The following is a 15,400-nucleotide window of genomic DNA, read 5'->3' on the forward strand; positions in this document are numbered from 1 at the left end:
TGTGAAATTTGGTATGGTTTGGTGAGGTTTGGTGAGGATTGAAAATGGGTGTGGCGGGGGAGTGCTTGGGGGGATTGTTGTGGTTGATTGGAATGCTGGATTGGTTGATGGCGCCGCTCGCTTGGTCGATTGGACTCTGGCTTGGTTGATTGATCAGCTCACTTGGTCGATAGCCCTGCTGGACTGGTTGATTGATCAGCTCGCTTGGTCGATTGGACTGCTGGACTGGTTGATTGATCAGCTCGCTTGGTCGATTGGGCTGCTGGATTGGTTGATTGCGCGGCTCGCTTGGTCGATTGGGCTGCTGGATTGGTTGATGGCGCGGCTCGTTTGGTTGATTGGGCTGCTCGATTGGTTGATTGCACGGCTCGCTTGGTCGATTGGGCTGCTGGACTGGTTGATGGCGCGGCTCGTTTGGTCGATTGAGTCAAGTCCATAGTATTGTGTAATTTATAGATACAAGTTATCAACTATGGTTTTATTATATTGAATTTTATTTGGTAGGGAGGGGTACCCCTCCCTACCAAATAAAATTTTTCGGCATACATTTCCTTGTACTATCTATTTTTACTACGATAAAAGAACTTTTTGCCCCCGATATCCATAGATTCTTCACAATCCATTAGGACGGCACCGATCAGTCGAAATGCCGAGTTGACATTAGGGAAGACTCTTATCACGCTTTCTCTTCTTCTAACTTCGGAATTCAGTCGCTCTAATACATTCGACGTTCGAACATGGACATGAGCATCTCTATCCTCTGAATAAAACTGTATGGCATCCTCATAGCCCGCATCTAACGTTTCAATAGCTTTTTTGTACTTCGCTTCACTTTCATATTTCTCCATAAATTCTTTTTTTAACATCCTGGAGATTGTTAGGTTCGATGCTTTAAATATTTCTTTTAAATGTTCTCTCGCTTCTTTGGATCCCTTCTTCGGAAAGTTCTTGATAATATTCCTTAAAAAGTGAACCGTACATCGTTGCCAGCTTGTGTTGAGGAAGTTTTCCTTTATCGCTGCTTTTAAACCTTCGTGAGCATCTGATATAACTATTTTTGGAGATTGAAGCCCTCTAGCTTTTAATGTTTCAAAGAAGTCACTCCACCCCTCTTTAGATTCAGAACTAGTTATCTTGAACCCTAGGATTTCCCTCTTATCTTGGCTATTAACACCCAAAGCGATATAAACAGCCTTGGATACTACTTTGTGATATTCCCGGACTTTAATGTACATCGCATCGACATAAACATAGTTGTAATACTGTTGGTTTAGTGGTCTTTCAGACCATTCTTGAACAATCGGGTCCAGTTTTTTCGTCAATTCAGAAACCATAGATTTAGAAACTTTTTCTCCGCAGAGCTGTTCCACCACTTTTGTCACCTTACGAGTAGAGACACCGTTGACAACCATCTCTAACATCGAAAGCAAAAAGGCTTTATCACAACGTTTGTACTTCTCAAATAGATCCGTTGAGAAATCACCGCTACGCGTACGTGGAACCTTTAAATTCACCTTTCCTACACTGAGAGTGAGGTCTCTCTCATAGTAACCGTTTCTGTAATCATGCCGATCATCGTTTCGCTCATATGTACTATTTGCCATATAATTGTCTCTTTCCATCTCCATATACTGATTAAAAAGAATAACGATGGAAGATTTAACGACGTCGTTTAAATCGGATTGCATTACCTCATCTTTTATTTTCTCAAAATCTAGGTTAAACTGTAACTGGGTCATTATTAATTCCTCCTACATTGTTTATCGTGGTTGAAAACATTGTATCATAAGGAATTAATATGACCTTTTTTTATGTTCCTTTTTACACAATTATATAGACGTAACCGTCGATTGGGCTGCTGGATTGGTTGATTGCGCGGCTCGCTTGGTCGATTGGACTGCTGGACTGGTTGATGGCGCCGCTCGTTTGGTTGATTGGACTCTGGCTTGGTCGATAGCCCTGCTGGATTGGTTGATTGCACGGCTCGCTTGGTCGATTGGACTGCTGGGTTGGTTGATTGCACAGCTTGATTGGTCGATTGGACTGCTGGATTGGTTGATTGCACAGCTTGATTGGTCGATTGGACTCTGGCTTGGTTGATAGAACGGCTCGCTTGGTTGATTGCACAGCTCGCTTGGTCGATAGCCCTGCTGGCTTAGTCGATTGCACCGCTCGCTTGGTCGAAAGTCCTGCTGGATTGGTTGATTGCACAACTCAACCAGTTTATTGAACTGTTGGCCTGATCGATTACGCCGCTCACTTGATCGATCGCACAGCTCTCACAGTCAATCCCCCTCGACCAATCAATTGCCCGCCCCTCACGTAGTTTCCTCTTCTCGCCAAAGTTCACAAGCAAGCTGCTGGATCTTCATCTCTACCACCTCTTGACTCAAGCCAGCAGGATCACTTCCGTACGTCATTTCATCGATCATATCACTAATCTCCTGCCACTGCATTTGGATTTCTGGTAAATCGTGTTCAATAGCCAGTTTATACATGTACTGGACAATAGAGAATGAACTTTCATGTGGCGTCCGCAACTTTTCGTAAAGCTTTGTTAGATGATGTTGCACACACGCCTCTTTTGTCGGGGCTTCCCATTGCAATGCTGTCATTGCATCAAAATGCATTTTTTCTATTTCAAATATGTTTAAGTCTGCGTTATATTCCATACTTGCTAATTTATTCACTTCAGGTATGTCCATCCATAATAGAACCTTCGCCCATTCCACATAATCCCTTGCCTGAACTTCTTCCGTATATTTCTTATAATATAAAGCATGTAGTTCGATCGTGATCCACCCCTTCTTCGTAATTCTTATTGTAACATTAGCATGAAGAATGCTGGTATACTGATTAATTTCCTCACATCTTTGAAAAACTATGGTAAAATTCCCTATATACATATATAGAAAAAGGAGATCCACATGACGTACAAACTATTATTTCTCGATATTGATGGTACTATTTTAAAACCAGATCACACATATACTGCCTCCACAAAGGAAGCAATTGCCGAAGTTAAAAAACAAGGAGTTGAAGTTTTTCTTGCTACAGGGAGACCACTTCATGAAGTAAGAGAGCTTGCCGAAGAACTAGATGTGCAATCGTTTATTGGCTATAACGGAGCCTATGGCCTTTATCAAAATGAAACGATTATTAACGAACCTTTAAAAGAGAGTACCGTTAGGGATTTTTTAAGATTAGCTAAGGAGCATGGGCATGAGCTTGTTTGTTATACATCTGAGAAAAACTATTTCACGACTTTAACGGACCCAGACGTAGAGAAATTTATGGAGATGTTCCACTTAAGGAAAAATGAAGCTTTTGCAGAGAGTGTGATTGACCAATTACTTGGTGCTACAGCACTAAAACTCCAGCCAGACGACGCCGATTTATACGAAGTCGAGGCAGACATTCGCCTTTCACAGGTAAATGTAGAAGGTGCAAGGCACGCGTATGATGTTATCCGGAATAGTGTGAACAAAGGAGTTGCCGTTCAACGCATTATGGATCGCCTTAATGTAAAAAAAGAAGAGACAATCGCATTTGGCGACGGCATGAATGATCGAGAAATGCTGCAAACTGTTGGAGAAAGCTTTGCCATGGGCAATTGCGACCCAGAGCTTTTACAATATGCCAAAAATCAAACGACTACCGTAACCGATTCAGGAATCGCGAATGGTTTAAAACAGTTGGGTTTAATTAAATAAATGTAATTATTAAAAGGAGCAGTGTCTCTAAGGACAACTGCTCCTTTTTTAATGGTAGATGAATTAGGGCAGGCGGATTGGAACTAACTGTGCCTAATTTGAAACCACTCTCTGCAAAACTGAAACCACTCAGCCCGAAAGTGAAACTTCTCCAATCAAAACTGGAACGACCTAGCTCGAAAGTAAAACCTCTCCATTCAAAACTGGAACCACTAGCTCCAAAGTGAAACTTCTCTCTCACAAAGTGACACCACCAGAAGCTTTCGCATGCCCAACTAACTTTATAACAAAAACCCGCCATAAACCAGTGCACCGGCTATTACAAAAGCAGGATGAACCTTTAGTCGTTCAATTAAAATATAACTGGCTCCTGTTAAAAAAATGGTTTGCCAAATGCCAATTCCCTCATAGGATTCAAAAAGAAAGCGCCATGCCATCACACCAAGCAGGATCGCGATGACTGGCCTTACAAACAAGGTCAGCCTCTTTACTTTTGGGGAATCCTTGTATTTAAAGAGGATGCGCAATAATAGAATCATTAAAATCAGCGATGGCGCTACCGCTGCAAACACACCCACAATAGATCCTAGCACACCCCCTACATCATAGCCGATATACCCAGCAAGCTTTGTCGCGATTGGTCCTGGCAAGGCATTTGCAAGTGCGAGCATTTCACTGAATTCTTGAACGGTCATCCAGCCAAAGCGGCCGACCACTTCATTTTCGACAAGTGGAATGGATGCTGGCCCTCCACCGTAACCAAGAATGCCTGGTATGAAGAAGGCGATAAAAATTTCCCAATAGATCATGAAGGATCGCCCTCCTTTCTGCTCCTGTCAGCTTGTTTCGGCTTATCTTTAATAAGCAAAGCGATTGCAAGCAAGCTGGCAATAATAATACCAGGATGCACACCTACAAGCTGTAAAAGAACAAATAGAACAGCTAGCATCAAAATTGTTTTTACCCAGCCTAGGCCACTGCCAGATTTAGCGACAAATTGCCAGGTCAAAACACCGAGCATCATCCCTACGACTGGAATGACGGCCGCTGTCATCCCCTCTACCCAGTCATAGCCTTTAATAGAGGAAAGAGATGCCAGTAAGACAATCATCAGGATAATCGTTGGAATAATAGTTGCCAAAACTGCATTCAACATGCCCCAAAAACCGGAGACGCGGTAGCCAATATAACCTGCCAGCTTGGTAGCAATCGGGCCAGGTAACGTGTTACCTAGCGCAAGCAAATCACCAAATTCCTCATTATCCATCCACTTATATTTCTCAATCACTTCCTTCTGAATAAGCGGTATGGAAGCTGGACCGCCCCCATACCCAAGAATCCCTACCCGAAAAAAAGCGATAAATAAATTCCAATGTGTTTTCATATGTCACGAACCTTTTTTCAAATTAATTTTCCATCTTAACCCGGCTTGATTACCAGGCAGACACACTGCCATCAGCACGTGATTCTGTTCCGCCGATCAATGTGCCGGTTTCGGGGTCTCGCCAAATGATTTGGCCTCTGCCAAAGCTGTTTGGCTCCACTTGAATTTGCAGTTTGTGCCCTTTATCAACTAAGCCTTGTGCTAAATGATGGGCGAAACGATTTTCAACCTCAATTTGTTTCTCTTTTAGCCACTGCCAACGAGGTGCATCTAAGGCAGCCTGTGGGTTCATGCCGAAATCAAGCGTGTTCATGACAACCTGCACATGGCCTTGTGGCTGCATGAAGCCTCCCATTACGCCGAATGGTCCAACTGGTGTGTCATCCTTCGTTAAGAAACCTGGAATAATCGTATGGTACGTTCGTTTTCCCCCAGCCAAAGCATTTACATGTTCTGGGTCCATGGAAAAATTATGCCCGCGATTTTGCAAAGCTATGCCGGTTCCTGGAACGACAAGTCCCGAGCCAAAGCCCATATAATTACTTTGAATAAAGGAAACCATATTTCCTTCTGCATCTGCTGTAGCTAAATAAACGGTACCACTGCTGTTCGGCTCACCCGCTTCAGGTAGGAGAGCTTCTTCCGAAATTAGCTTTCGTCGTGTTTCCGCATATGCTTCACTAAGAATGTCTTCTGTTGTAAAGCGCATGGATTCTTTTTCAGTTACATGTTTTTGGCCGTCGGCAAATGCCAGTTTAATCGCTTCTATTTGTTTGTGATATGTATTCACAGATTCTTTTTCATTGAATGTAAATCCTTTTAAAATGTTGAGGGCCTGTAGAGCAACAATACCCTGGCCGTTTGGTGGGATTTCCCATACATCATAGCCGCGATAATTTACTCGGATTGGATCTACCCAGTCTGGTTTATAGGCGGCTAGGTCTTCTGCTGTTAAAAAGCCACCACTTTCATTGGAAAAAGCAGCAATTTTTTCAGCCAGTTCTCCTCTGTATAAAGACTCTCCTTTTGTTTCCGCAATCGAGCGGAGCGTTTTACCATGATCAGGTGAAGCCCAGATCTCCCCTACTTTTGGTGCACGCCCTTTTGGTGCAAAGGTTTTGAACCAATTTTCAAAAACGTCATCTGTTAGTCTTTCTTTAAATACTTTATAACCGCGTTCCCAGAACTTCCCAAGGGTAGGTGAGATCGGATAGCCTTCTTCAGCATATTTAATAGCTGGATCCAATACTTCTGTTAAAGAAAGCTTCCCAAATTTTTCGGATAGCTCTGCCCATGCCCCCGGCGCACCAGGCACTGTAACGGGAATCCAGCCGTGTGTTGGAATGGTATCATGCCCTTTTTCCTTCACTGCATCAATGGAAATGCTTTTTGGGGAGCGACCACTTGCATTAAGCCCGTGCAATTTTCCTTTCGTCCAAACTAACGCAAACGCATCCCCACCAATACCGTTTGATGTTGGTTCCACAACAGTAAGACAAGCTGCAGTGGCAATCGCTGCATCAATGGCGTTTCCACCTTTTTTCAAAATATCCAGCCCAGCTTGAGAAGCAAGAGGCTGTGAGGTTGCAACCATTCCATTCTTCGCATAGGTTGCATGCCTTGTTACAGGGTATGGATAAGAAGTATTTGTAAATGAATCCATTTTATTAGCTCCTTCATTGTCTGAATTATAAAAACATCATACGAAATGGATACGTATTTGTCAATACAATAAGAAGGTGCTAATATGGAAATACTTACAATTAGATTTAATCTTTAGTTTTTGTCTTTCATTTTGTGAAGATAGTGGAGGTTAAACAATGAAATATGATGAAATTGATAAAAGATTATTAGAAGAGCTTGTAGAAGATGGGCGCTTATCCTATGTAGAACTAGCAGAAAAGGTTGGCCTATCCCGTGTGGCAGTAAAGGATCGCATCCAAAACCTGAAGGACAAAGGTGTCATTGAAAAATTTACGGTTGTCATCAATTCTGAAAAGTTCGGAAAGCAAGTTTCGGCCTTCTTTGAAGTAGATGTCGAGCCAAAACAGCTCCAAGAGGTCGCGCAAAATTTGGCGGATAATCCGCATGTGGCAAGCATTTATCAAATGACAGGGCCAAGTACCCTGCATATGCATGTGCTGGTAGAGGACTTTCAAAAGCTAGAGGTTTTTATAAATGAAGAGTTGTATGCTGTATCAGGGATTACTCGAGTGGAAAGCTCTGTTATATTGAAGCGGTTTAAGAGCCGGACTGGGTTTAAGTTGTAGGGAGTTGGATGCGATTGTTGGGTGTGGTTTGGGGCGCGATTCTGGATAGGTGCGGCGCGACTTTTTAGGCTGCCGCGCGACTTTGATGGATTGGTGCTCGTCTCTAGATTGGTGCCGCGCGACTTTAATGGATTGGCGCTCGTCTATGGATTGGTGTGGCGCCACTTTAATGGATTGGCGCTCGTCTATGGGTTGATTCCGCGCGTCTATGCTAATACAGACCTCCCCCTTCTACCTAAAAACTAAACAAAAAAGGTATCAGGTCTCCCTGATACCTTTTCCTTATGCCGTCTTCTTCCACTCTGAAATATCTTCCTCTAAAGGTATATCACTGTTTCTTGCTTTTACGGCTGCGACAAAGAAGGTTACGACTAACGCCACAGTTATGATTGCTGCTCCAATATAGGAGATATTCATTGGAAGTTGGAAGCCAATTGGTGCGTTCAGAATATAAGTTGTTGTTGCCATTAGCATAAACGTGCCTGGAATCAAAGCAATCCAGTAATTTTTCTTCGCAATGAACAGGTACATTGCGCCAACGAATAGTGCGATTACTGCTGTTGATTGGTTTGCCCAAGAGAAGTAACGCCATAGCAGGTTAAAATCAATTTGGGTTAGAGCTATAGAAATTGCGAATAATGGCAGTGCAATCCACAAGCGATTCATAATTTTTTTCTGTGGGACACGGATATAGTCTGCAATAATCATGCGGGCGCTTCGGAAAGCTGTGTCGCCTGACGTGATTGGTAGAATAATTACGCCAAGTACGGCTAGTGTTCCACCCACTGCTCCAAGCATTAAGGTTGATGCTTCACTTACTACTGCGGCAGTTCCTCCGTTGTTAAGCAGTTCATTTAAGCCAACAGGTCCGTCGAACAGGCTCATTGCTGCTGCAGCCCAAATCATCGCGATAATCCCTTCAGCAATCATCATGCCGTAGAAAATTTTACGGCCTTGCTTCTCGCATTTTGTCGTCCTTGAGATGATCGGCGTTTGTGTTGCATGGAATCCGGAAATTGCGCCACAAGAGATTGTTAAAAACAATAATGGAAAGATAGGTGCATTATCTGGGTGGAAATTAGATAATGTCAGCTCAGGAATTGGTGCACCTGTTATGATCATGCCAGCGGCAACTCCAATTGCACTAATAACTAATAAAGCACCAAAGATAGGGTAAACGCGTCCGATGATTTTATCAATCGGTAATAGTGTTGCTAGTAAATAATAAACAAAAATGGCTCCAATAATATAACCTAGTGCAACCCAGCCGTTCATTAGGTTTAAAAGTAAATCTGCTGGTGCTGTAACAAACACTGTTGCTACTAGTAATAGCAATAAGACAGCGAAACCGTTTACAACATGCTTCATAAATCTTCCAAGGAACTTTCCAGCAAGCTCTGGTAAATGTGCTCCTCTATTTCGAATTGAGATCATACCAGTTAAATAATCATGTACAGCTCCGGCAAAAATACATCCAAGTACAATCCAGATAAAAGCGACTGGTCCGTAAAGCGCACCCATAATCGGGCCAAAAATTGGACCTACTCCAGCAATGTTTAATAATTGAATCAAAGAGTTTCTCGGCGTACTCATTGGCATGTAATCCACGCCATCCTTGCTTGTATAAGCTGGTGTCTCACGTGTTTCCTTTACACCAAATATCTTTTCAACGATTTTCCCGTACGTAAAATAACCAACAATTAAAAGTAAAATACCAAATAAGAACGTATACATAAATTTTCCCTCATTTCCTAATGTATGCGATTACATACAGTGTAAGACAAATCTCCATGAAAGGGGTTTATTTGGCGTAAGATGTCCAAAAGTCACGTTGAAATGCATGAAGAGCATGCCAACATGCACTCCCTAGATTTCTAATCTGCTACGAAGCGCTTTGACATAGTTGCGGCTTACTGCTAGCGTCTCTTCTCTTCCCTCAATCTTTAATTGGTAGGCACCGTTAAACCAAGGGGTAATCATGTTCACATAAGAAAGATTCACTACATAACTTTTATGTATTCGGAAAAAATTGTAACCAGTCAGTCTTCCTTCAAGCTCCTTTAAGGTGGTCCGCACTTGATATTCCTTATTCGCTGTTATGATTTTCGTAAATTTTTCTTCCCGCGCCAAGTACAAAATATCCTGCGGGTGCAGGTAATGGATTTCTCCATCCGTCTCGATTGAAAGTTTTCCAGACGTTGCTTGAGGATGAGGAGCATTGTCCATATGGGAAAATTGCTTTTGTACACGTGCGATTGTCTGATCTAGCTGTTCTTCTTCATATGGCTTTAACAGATAATCAAGTGCTTCAAGCCGAAAAGCTTCCGCTGCAAATTGCGGATAGGCTGTGGCAAAAATGATGTACGGCGCCTTTTTCAATTCCTGTAATGCTTTTGCTGCTTCCATCCCGTTCATCTTTGGCATCTCGATATCGAGGAATACCACATCCGGCTTCAGGCTGAGGCTTTTTACAATCGCATCTTCTCCGGATTCTGCTTCTCCTATAACCTCGATCCCGTTAAAATCCTTTAATAGATGAATTAATTCCTCTCGTGCGTAGCGTTCATCATCCACGACGAGCACTTGAATTTGCTTCATGCTCTCACTCCCTTATCTCCACAGGCAGATAAATGCTAATTTTCGTGCCATGCCCTGGCTCACTGTCAATATGAAAACCTGCTTGTGGGCCAAACTTCATCGTCAACCTTCTTTTTACATTATACAAGCCTATTCCTGTACCTGTCTCAGACTCCAACTGAAAGGTACCAAGCTTTTGCAGCTTGGTTTCTTCTATACCCAGGCCATTGTCTTCTACCACAATAACAATCCTGCTTTGCTCACGTTTGATCGAAATTCTGACAACCGCATTTTTCTCCATATCTTTAATCCCATGCTTCACCGCATTTTCGACTAATGGCTGAAGTGTTAGTGGTGGAATGTTTTGGTCAAGTACTGCTTCATCAATATCATAGGATACTTGTAATTTATCAACAAAACGGGAGGATTCAATTTCCAAATATGCCTTCACATGCTCTAATTCTTTTCTTAAGGAAACCATTTCAGCTGTTGTACCTGCAAGGTTTTGCCGGAAGAAATGCGAGAGAGACATTAGCAGTTTTCTTGCTTTCTTTGGATCTGTCCGGATCAGTGACACAATAATATTTAATGAGTTAAATAGGAAATGCGGGCTAATTTGGGCCTGTAATGCCTTGATTTCCGCTTCTTTCGCTAACTGATAAGCTTTTTCCGTGTCGGCAAGCTCTACTTGGGTGCTTAATAAAGAACTTAGTCCAGAAATGAGCTCGAGGTTTACGTTTGTGATATCTTTTTCAGATGGAAAATAGACCTTTAAAGTTCCAATTACTTCGTCTCGACTTTTCAACGGAGCCATGACCACCGCTCCAAGCGGGCAATCCTCTACACTGCAATGGATTGTTTCATCATTCGCGACAACTAGCTCACCACTCTGGATCACATCTTTTGTAAGCTGGGTGCGAATCGGTGTGTTCGCCACATGATGGTCACTTGCCAAGCCAACATGAGCCAAGATAAGCTCTTTGTCCGTAATTGCTACAGCAGATGGATTGATTTCTTTATACAAAATCGAACAAACCGCTAATGCTGATTGGTTGGTCATCCCCTGGCGCAAATAACCAACTGTCTGCTCCGCAATCCGCAATGTTTTTTGTGCTTGTTCTGCACTTGTTTTCTCTTTCTCATTCACAACACTTTGAACGATTAGGACGAATATCGCCGTACCAAAGCCGTTCGCCAATATCATTGGAATGCCTATAATCTGAACAAGTGTCCAAGCCATTTCAAACGGCCTTGATAGGATAAGAATAATAAGCATTTGAATGCTCTCGGCAAGTGCCCCAATCAGAAAAGCTGTTGGAAGCTTGATATATTTTTCCTTTTTCCGAAAATATCCAGCGATCACCCCAGCAATGACACTGGCGAGACTACAGGAAACAGCTGTAAATCCTCCAAGGGTCAGGCGGTGAATTCCAGCGATTAGACCTGCCCCGATGCCCACGCGATAGCCGCCTAAAAGGCCTGCAATCACAACACCAATGACACGTGAATTCGCAATGGCTTCTTCTGCAGCCAAATTCATCGTGACGCTGTTAAAACCAAGCGTTCCGGTATGTAAGGCCACCCCATAATAGGTTCCCATAATACCAAACAACCCAAAAAAGAGGATGGCGGTGTAGTGTTGTTTTCGGTTAAGTTGATCCTGATGAATCATGTCCTGAAAAAAGCGGAAACGTGTGACTACAAAGGCAACGGCTACGAGAATTCCCACCCGCTCCAGCATTGTTATAAGTAGATCAATCATCGTTTCCACCTCCGAATTTTAATCTAAAAACAAATTTCTTACTTATCATATCACAATACCAGTGTTCCTTCTCAATGACTACTGTCGCTGGACATAATTAAAAAGATTGATGTCATAAGTCAAGAGATTAAGACCTAGTAAAGCTTATAATCACCGCTCCGGAAATACATTTCGCTTTCCGCGGGCGGCTGTTGAGCCTCCTCGTGCTTTGCACTGCGGGGTCTCACCTATGCCTATTAATCCCGCAGGAGTCTTCATGTATTTCCTCCGCTATATATACCCTTTCATTCCCTATCAATATAAAACTCCGAACTTGATTATTGAGAAGCTAAACATAAAACTAAGCTTCTGGTGTCAAATGGAAAAATTGAATAATGAGAAAAATAAGCATAAAATGGTTTTATAGAAAGAAGTAGGGAGCAATCTATTATGAACATTAGGAAAATCGAACAAAAAGATAACCAAGCAATCGAGCATATTATCAAACGGTCATTGGAATCGTTTGATTTAGATATCCCTGGCACGGCGTATTTTGACCCACAGCTAAGCAGTTTAGCACAGTTTTATCAGCAACTGGAGAAGGGAAATTATTGGGTAGCCGTTAACGACCTGGAAGAAGTGGTAGGCGGAGTGGGCATTGGTCCTTTTGGAGAAATCAAGGACACGTGTGAATTGCAAAAACTATACGTCGCCCCGGAAGCTCAAGGCAGAGGTGTCGCTAGAAAATTGATGGATGTAGCACTCCATTACGCGAAGGAACACTATACATACTGTTACTTAGAAACTTTAAACAAGCTTGAAGTCGCCAATAAGCTATACGGAAAACTAGGCTTTCAAAAGCTTGAAAAGGCACTAGATGGCTCAGATCATGATGCCATGGATGCGTGGTATATTAAGAAATTGAAATAAGAGGGATAAACTATGAATAAGAATTATAAAAATATGCTGGCCATCGTCTCCATCACTACTTTGTAACTGGTTATATGTAATCGTTGGGGTGGTATTAATTGGTTTGGCGATGTCATCATTCTGTTTGTTGGGATTTACGCCATTTATCTAAACTTACATGCATAACGAGCCTAGCGGGAGAATTCCTGAAAATGTTCTCCTTATAAGGAACATGTCACATCATAGGAAAGGTATTTTTGTTTGCTTATACTTTTAACTATAATTCTAATCTTTTTAGCTACTGTACAATTCCTCATTGGATATGCATACTTCAACGATATAGCAGAATACCTTCTCTTATGGCGTCTCAAAGGCAAGTCTTACAATATTAAAGATAAACAAGGATATAAAAGGCACCAAGGCATGCATTCCATTTTAATGGGAATTATTTTCTTGCTTGTTCCTATTTCGCTCTATTTGGTGGAAACCTTTGAGCTAAATCCTAAGATCCTTTATGGTTGGCTAATAGTGCTAGGGGTTTTGGTTATTTTAAATGCTGTGCAGGTCCGGAAGTTTTTTAAGTAAATATGTTGTTTAGGTAATATAAAACCGCTTCTAGAGCATTCCACATCTAGAAGCGGTTCTTTTCCCTAAACAGATTTTTTCACAGCATCATGAACTTCCTGCAAGCCTTTTCCCATGCCAGACTCCACAGCTGCTACATAAGCACCCTCTACTAATGGTCCATCAAAAAGGATTGCTTGCTCGGTTTCATTCATTTCAATTGCCATTTCTGCATTCATTTTGGCACTGCCAATATCATAAAATAGCAGAACGCCTTTCCCCTGATCTGCCTTCTCCATTGCATTCATTATTTTATCAATGCTTGTGCCAATTTCCCCATCCTCAGTACCGCCTGCTGTTTCAAGTGGTATGTCACTCATCACCTGGCCAATCAAATCTTTTAGCCCTTCAGCAATTTTCGGACTGTGGGAAACGACAACGATTCCGACATTCGAACTCATGCTTATGCACGCTCCTTGATAACATCACTTAATGCTTCAAATAAATAGAAAGAAGAAGCAGAACCTGGATCAATATGTCCTTGTGATCTTTCTTTAAAATAAGCAGCTCGTCCTTTTGTTGCCAGCATTTCCTTCGTATTCTCCATTGCCTGCTTAGCAGTATCTTCTAGAAGCTCTGCTGAAAAATTTGGCTCTTCCTTGAGTGCTTCTGCAACTGGAACCCAGACATCAATCATCGTTTTTTCGCCGATATCCGCTTTTCCTCGTTGCTTCACCCCTGCAGCTGCCTGATCCAGCGCCTTTGCAAATAATTCCCCATCAACTGTATCTGTGCCCTTGACGGCTGTCGAAAGCTTTAAAAAGGCAGAACCGAACAATGGGCCAGATGCGCCTCCAACCTTTGACATTAGTGTCATGGCTACATCTTTCAAGACATCTGCTGGTGTCTCATAGGTTCCCTGTGAAATTTTATTTTCCACCTCTTGAAACCCTCTTGCCATATTGATTCCGTGGTCCCCATCGCCAATTGGTTGGTCCAACGTTGTTAGATAGGACTTATTTTCCTGCATCTTTTCATTCGTTCTTTTCATCCAGTCAATTACTGTGTTTACATCTAGTTTCATTGCGAATTCTCCTTTCCAATGCTTGATGAACTAACTACGAAAAGCTGGGGCTTCTGATGGAGCATCCAATAGGGTTTTCAGTTCATCATCCAGTTTTAATAACGTAACAGAACAGCCTGCCATCTCAAGTGCTGTCATGTATTCACCGACGAATGTTTTGTATACCGAAATGCCCTTTTCTTTTAAAATTTCCTGCACTCGCTTGTTGACAATGTACAGCTCCATTTCAGGTGTCGAGCCTAGTCCGTTAACCATGACAGCGACATCCTCACCTGTCGTGTAGTCCAGATCTTCTAAAATCTTCTCGGTTAACTCCTCGGCTATTTTGTCAGCAGATGCAATTTCCTTCCGCTCTAATCCTGGCTCGCCGTGGATACCGATGCCTATTTCCATTTCATCGTCCTGTAATTCAAAGCTTGGAGTTCCTGCTGCTGGGACAGTACATGGCTTTAATGCCATTCCCATGGAACGGACATTGGCGACGACTTTTTCTCCAACCTTTTTCACCTCTGCTAAAGAGGCGCCTGACTCTGCTTTTGCTCCGGCAATTTTATGAACAAAGACCGTTCCGGCAATGCCACGTCGTCCTGTGGTAAAAGAGCTGTCCTCCACTGCTACATCATCATTTACGACAACATAATCTACATCGATGTCTTCTGCCTCTGCAAGTTCTGCAGCCATTTCAAAATTGAGGACATCTCCTGTGTAGTTTTTAATCACAAGAAATACACCTGCTCCTCCATCTACTGTTTTAATCGCTTCAAATACTTGATCAGGTGTTGGGGAGGTAAATACTTCTCCAGCTACTGCGGCATCCAGCATTCCTTTTCCAACATAACCAGCATGAGCTGGTTCGTGGCCACTTCCTCCACCACTAACAAGTCCAACTTTTCCTTGAACTGGAGCATCTTTTCTTGCAAGCACCATCGTTTCTGGTACCTGTTTTAATGCGCTTGGATATGCTGTTACCATCCCTTGCACCATGTCTTGTACAACCTGATTCGGATCGTTAATAATTTTTTTCATGTTTATCGCTCCTCTTCCTTAAAATTTGTATACTTGTTAGAAATCATGCATTTCCTCACTAATAGAAAGAGGAAGTCTCTACTTACCTTTTTGTATAAAGATAAATGGAGCTTCCCCTTTCTTTTCCCTTTA

General features: G+C 42.4%; 16 protein-coding genes. 5 read left to right on the plus strand and 11 right to left on the minus strand.

The window, feature by feature from the left end:
* Positions 1 to 79 precede the first annotated feature (79 nt).
* The gene (locus tag LG273_RS14070; protein WP_404454588.1) at positions 80 to 439 is read left to right on the plus strand and encodes a hypothetical protein; all 360 of its coding nucleotides are present in this window, start codon (positions 80 to 82) and stop codon (positions 437 to 439) included.
* Between the two features lie 118 nt (positions 440 to 557).
* Here the strand turns inward: LG273_RS14070 and LG273_RS14075 are convergent, their stop codons facing one another.
* Positions 558 to 1,739, minus strand: a complete 1,182-nt coding sequence (locus LG273_RS14075) for an IS256 family transposase (RefSeq protein ID WP_404454591.1) — start codon at positions 1,737 to 1,739, stop codon at positions 558 to 560.
* Between the two features lie 187 nt (positions 1,740 to 1,926).
* Here LG273_RS14075 and LG273_RS14080 point away from each other — a divergent pair, with 187 nt between their 5' ends.
* Positions 1,927 to 2,100, plus strand: coding sequence for a hypothetical protein (locus LG273_RS14080; protein ID WP_404454594.1), 174 nt, complete (start codon positions 1,927 to 1,929; stop codon positions 2,098 to 2,100).
* Positions 2,101 to 2,318: 218 nt separating this feature from the next.
* Here LG273_RS14080 and LG273_RS14085 read toward each other — a convergent pair whose 3' ends face one another.
* Positions 2,319 to 2,906 (minus strand): hypothetical protein, encoded by a 588-nt coding sequence (locus LG273_RS14085; protein ID WP_404454597.1) that lies wholly within the window; start codon positions 2,904 to 2,906, stop codon positions 2,319 to 2,321.
* A 21-nt stretch (positions 2,907 to 2,927) separates the two neighbouring features.
* On the opposite strand from LG273_RS14085, the gene LG273_RS14090 reads away from it, so the two are divergent.
* Complete coding sequence (locus LG273_RS14090; protein WP_404454600.1) at positions 2,928 to 3,713, plus strand: HAD family hydrolase; 786 nt, start codon at positions 2,928 to 2,930, stop codon at positions 3,711 to 3,713.
* 281 nt (positions 3,714 to 3,994) lie between these two features.
* Here the strand turns inward: LG273_RS14090 and LG273_RS14095 are convergent, their stop codons facing one another.
* Genes LG273_RS14095 through ggt form a run of 3 tightly spaced genes read right to left on the minus strand, consistent with a single transcriptional unit; the run spans position 3,995 to position 6,760 of the window.
* Positions 3,995 to 4,522, minus strand: coding sequence for a chromate transporter (locus tag LG273_RS14095; protein ID WP_379561371.1), 528 nt, complete (start codon positions 4,520 to 4,522; stop codon positions 3,995 to 3,997).
* On the minus strand, positions 4,519 to 5,097 hold the full coding sequence (locus tag LG273_RS14100) for a chromate transporter (protein WP_379561372.1): 579 nt from the start codon (positions 5,095 to 5,097) through the stop codon (positions 4,519 to 4,521). Before LG273_RS14100 ends, LG273_RS14095 begins: the two co-directional genes overlap by 4 nt.
* Before the next feature lie 49 nt (positions 5,098 to 5,146).
* Entirely contained in the window at positions 5,147 to 6,760 is a 1,614-nt protein-coding gene (gene ggt / locus LG273_RS14105) for a gamma-glutamyltransferase (RefSeq protein WP_404454603.1), read from the minus strand.
* Positions 6,761 to 6,917: 157 nt separating this feature from the next.
* Between ggt and LG273_RS14110 the strand changes: the two genes are divergently transcribed.
* Positions 6,918 to 7,367: an Lrp/AsnC family transcriptional regulator gene (locus tag LG273_RS14110; RefSeq protein WP_379561374.1), complete on the plus strand. Its 450-nt coding sequence runs from the start codon at positions 6,918 to 6,920 to the stop codon at positions 7,365 to 7,367.
* 282 nt (positions 7,368 to 7,649) lie between these two features.
* On the opposite strand, the gene LG273_RS14115 is transcribed toward LG273_RS14110, so the two are convergent.
* From LG273_RS14115 to LG273_RS14125, 3 genes are all read right to left on the minus strand, one after another.
* Positions 7,650 to 9,101 (minus strand): carbon starvation protein A, encoded by a 1,452-nt coding sequence (locus LG273_RS14115; protein WP_404454606.1) that lies wholly within the window; start codon positions 9,099 to 9,101, stop codon positions 7,650 to 7,652.
* 132 nt (positions 9,102 to 9,233) lie between these two features.
* Entirely contained in the window at positions 9,234 to 9,965 is a 732-nt protein-coding gene (locus tag LG273_RS14120) for a LytR/AlgR family response regulator transcription factor (protein WP_404454609.1), read from the minus strand.
* Positions 9,966 to 9,969: 4 nt separating this feature from the next.
* Positions 9,970 to 11,706 (minus strand): LytS/YhcK type 5TM receptor domain-containing protein, encoded by a 1,737-nt coding sequence (locus LG273_RS14125; RefSeq protein ID WP_404454612.1) that lies wholly within the window; start codon positions 11,704 to 11,706, stop codon positions 9,970 to 9,972.
* A 429-nt stretch (positions 11,707 to 12,135) separates the two neighbouring features.
* Here LG273_RS14125 and LG273_RS14130 point away from each other — a divergent pair, with 429 nt between their 5' ends.
* The gene (locus LG273_RS14130) at positions 12,136 to 12,615 is read left to right on the plus strand and encodes a GNAT family N-acetyltransferase (RefSeq protein ID WP_404454615.1); all 480 of its coding nucleotides are present in this window, start codon (positions 12,136 to 12,138) and stop codon (positions 12,613 to 12,615) included.
* 629 nt (positions 12,616 to 13,244) lie between these two features.
* Here the strand turns inward: LG273_RS14130 and dhaM are convergent.
* The 3 genes from dhaM to dhaK are packed head-to-tail and all read right to left on the minus strand — an operon-like array spanning position 13,245 to position 15,268.
* A complete protein-coding gene (gene dhaM, locus LG273_RS14135) occupies positions 13,245 to 13,619 on the minus strand; it encodes a dihydroxyacetone kinase phosphoryl donor subunit DhaM (RefSeq protein WP_404454617.1) in 375 nt (124 codons plus the stop codon).
* Positions 13,620 to 13,621: 2 nt separating this feature from the next.
* A complete protein-coding gene (dhaL, locus tag LG273_RS14140; RefSeq protein ID WP_379562637.1) occupies positions 13,622 to 14,242 on the minus strand; it encodes a dihydroxyacetone kinase subunit DhaL in 621 nt (206 codons plus the stop codon).
* Positions 14,243 to 14,272: 30 nt separating this feature from the next.
* Complete coding sequence (dhaK, locus tag LG273_RS14145) at positions 14,273 to 15,268, minus strand: dihydroxyacetone kinase subunit DhaK (RefSeq protein WP_404454621.1); 996 nt, start codon at positions 15,266 to 15,268, stop codon at positions 14,273 to 14,275.
* Positions 15,269 to 15,400: the final 132 nt, after the last annotated feature.

Source organism: Oceanobacillus kapialis (assembly GCF_044790185.1).
GTDB lineage: Bacteria > Bacillota > Bacilli > Bacillales > Amphibacillaceae > Oceanobacillus_B > Oceanobacillus_B kapialis.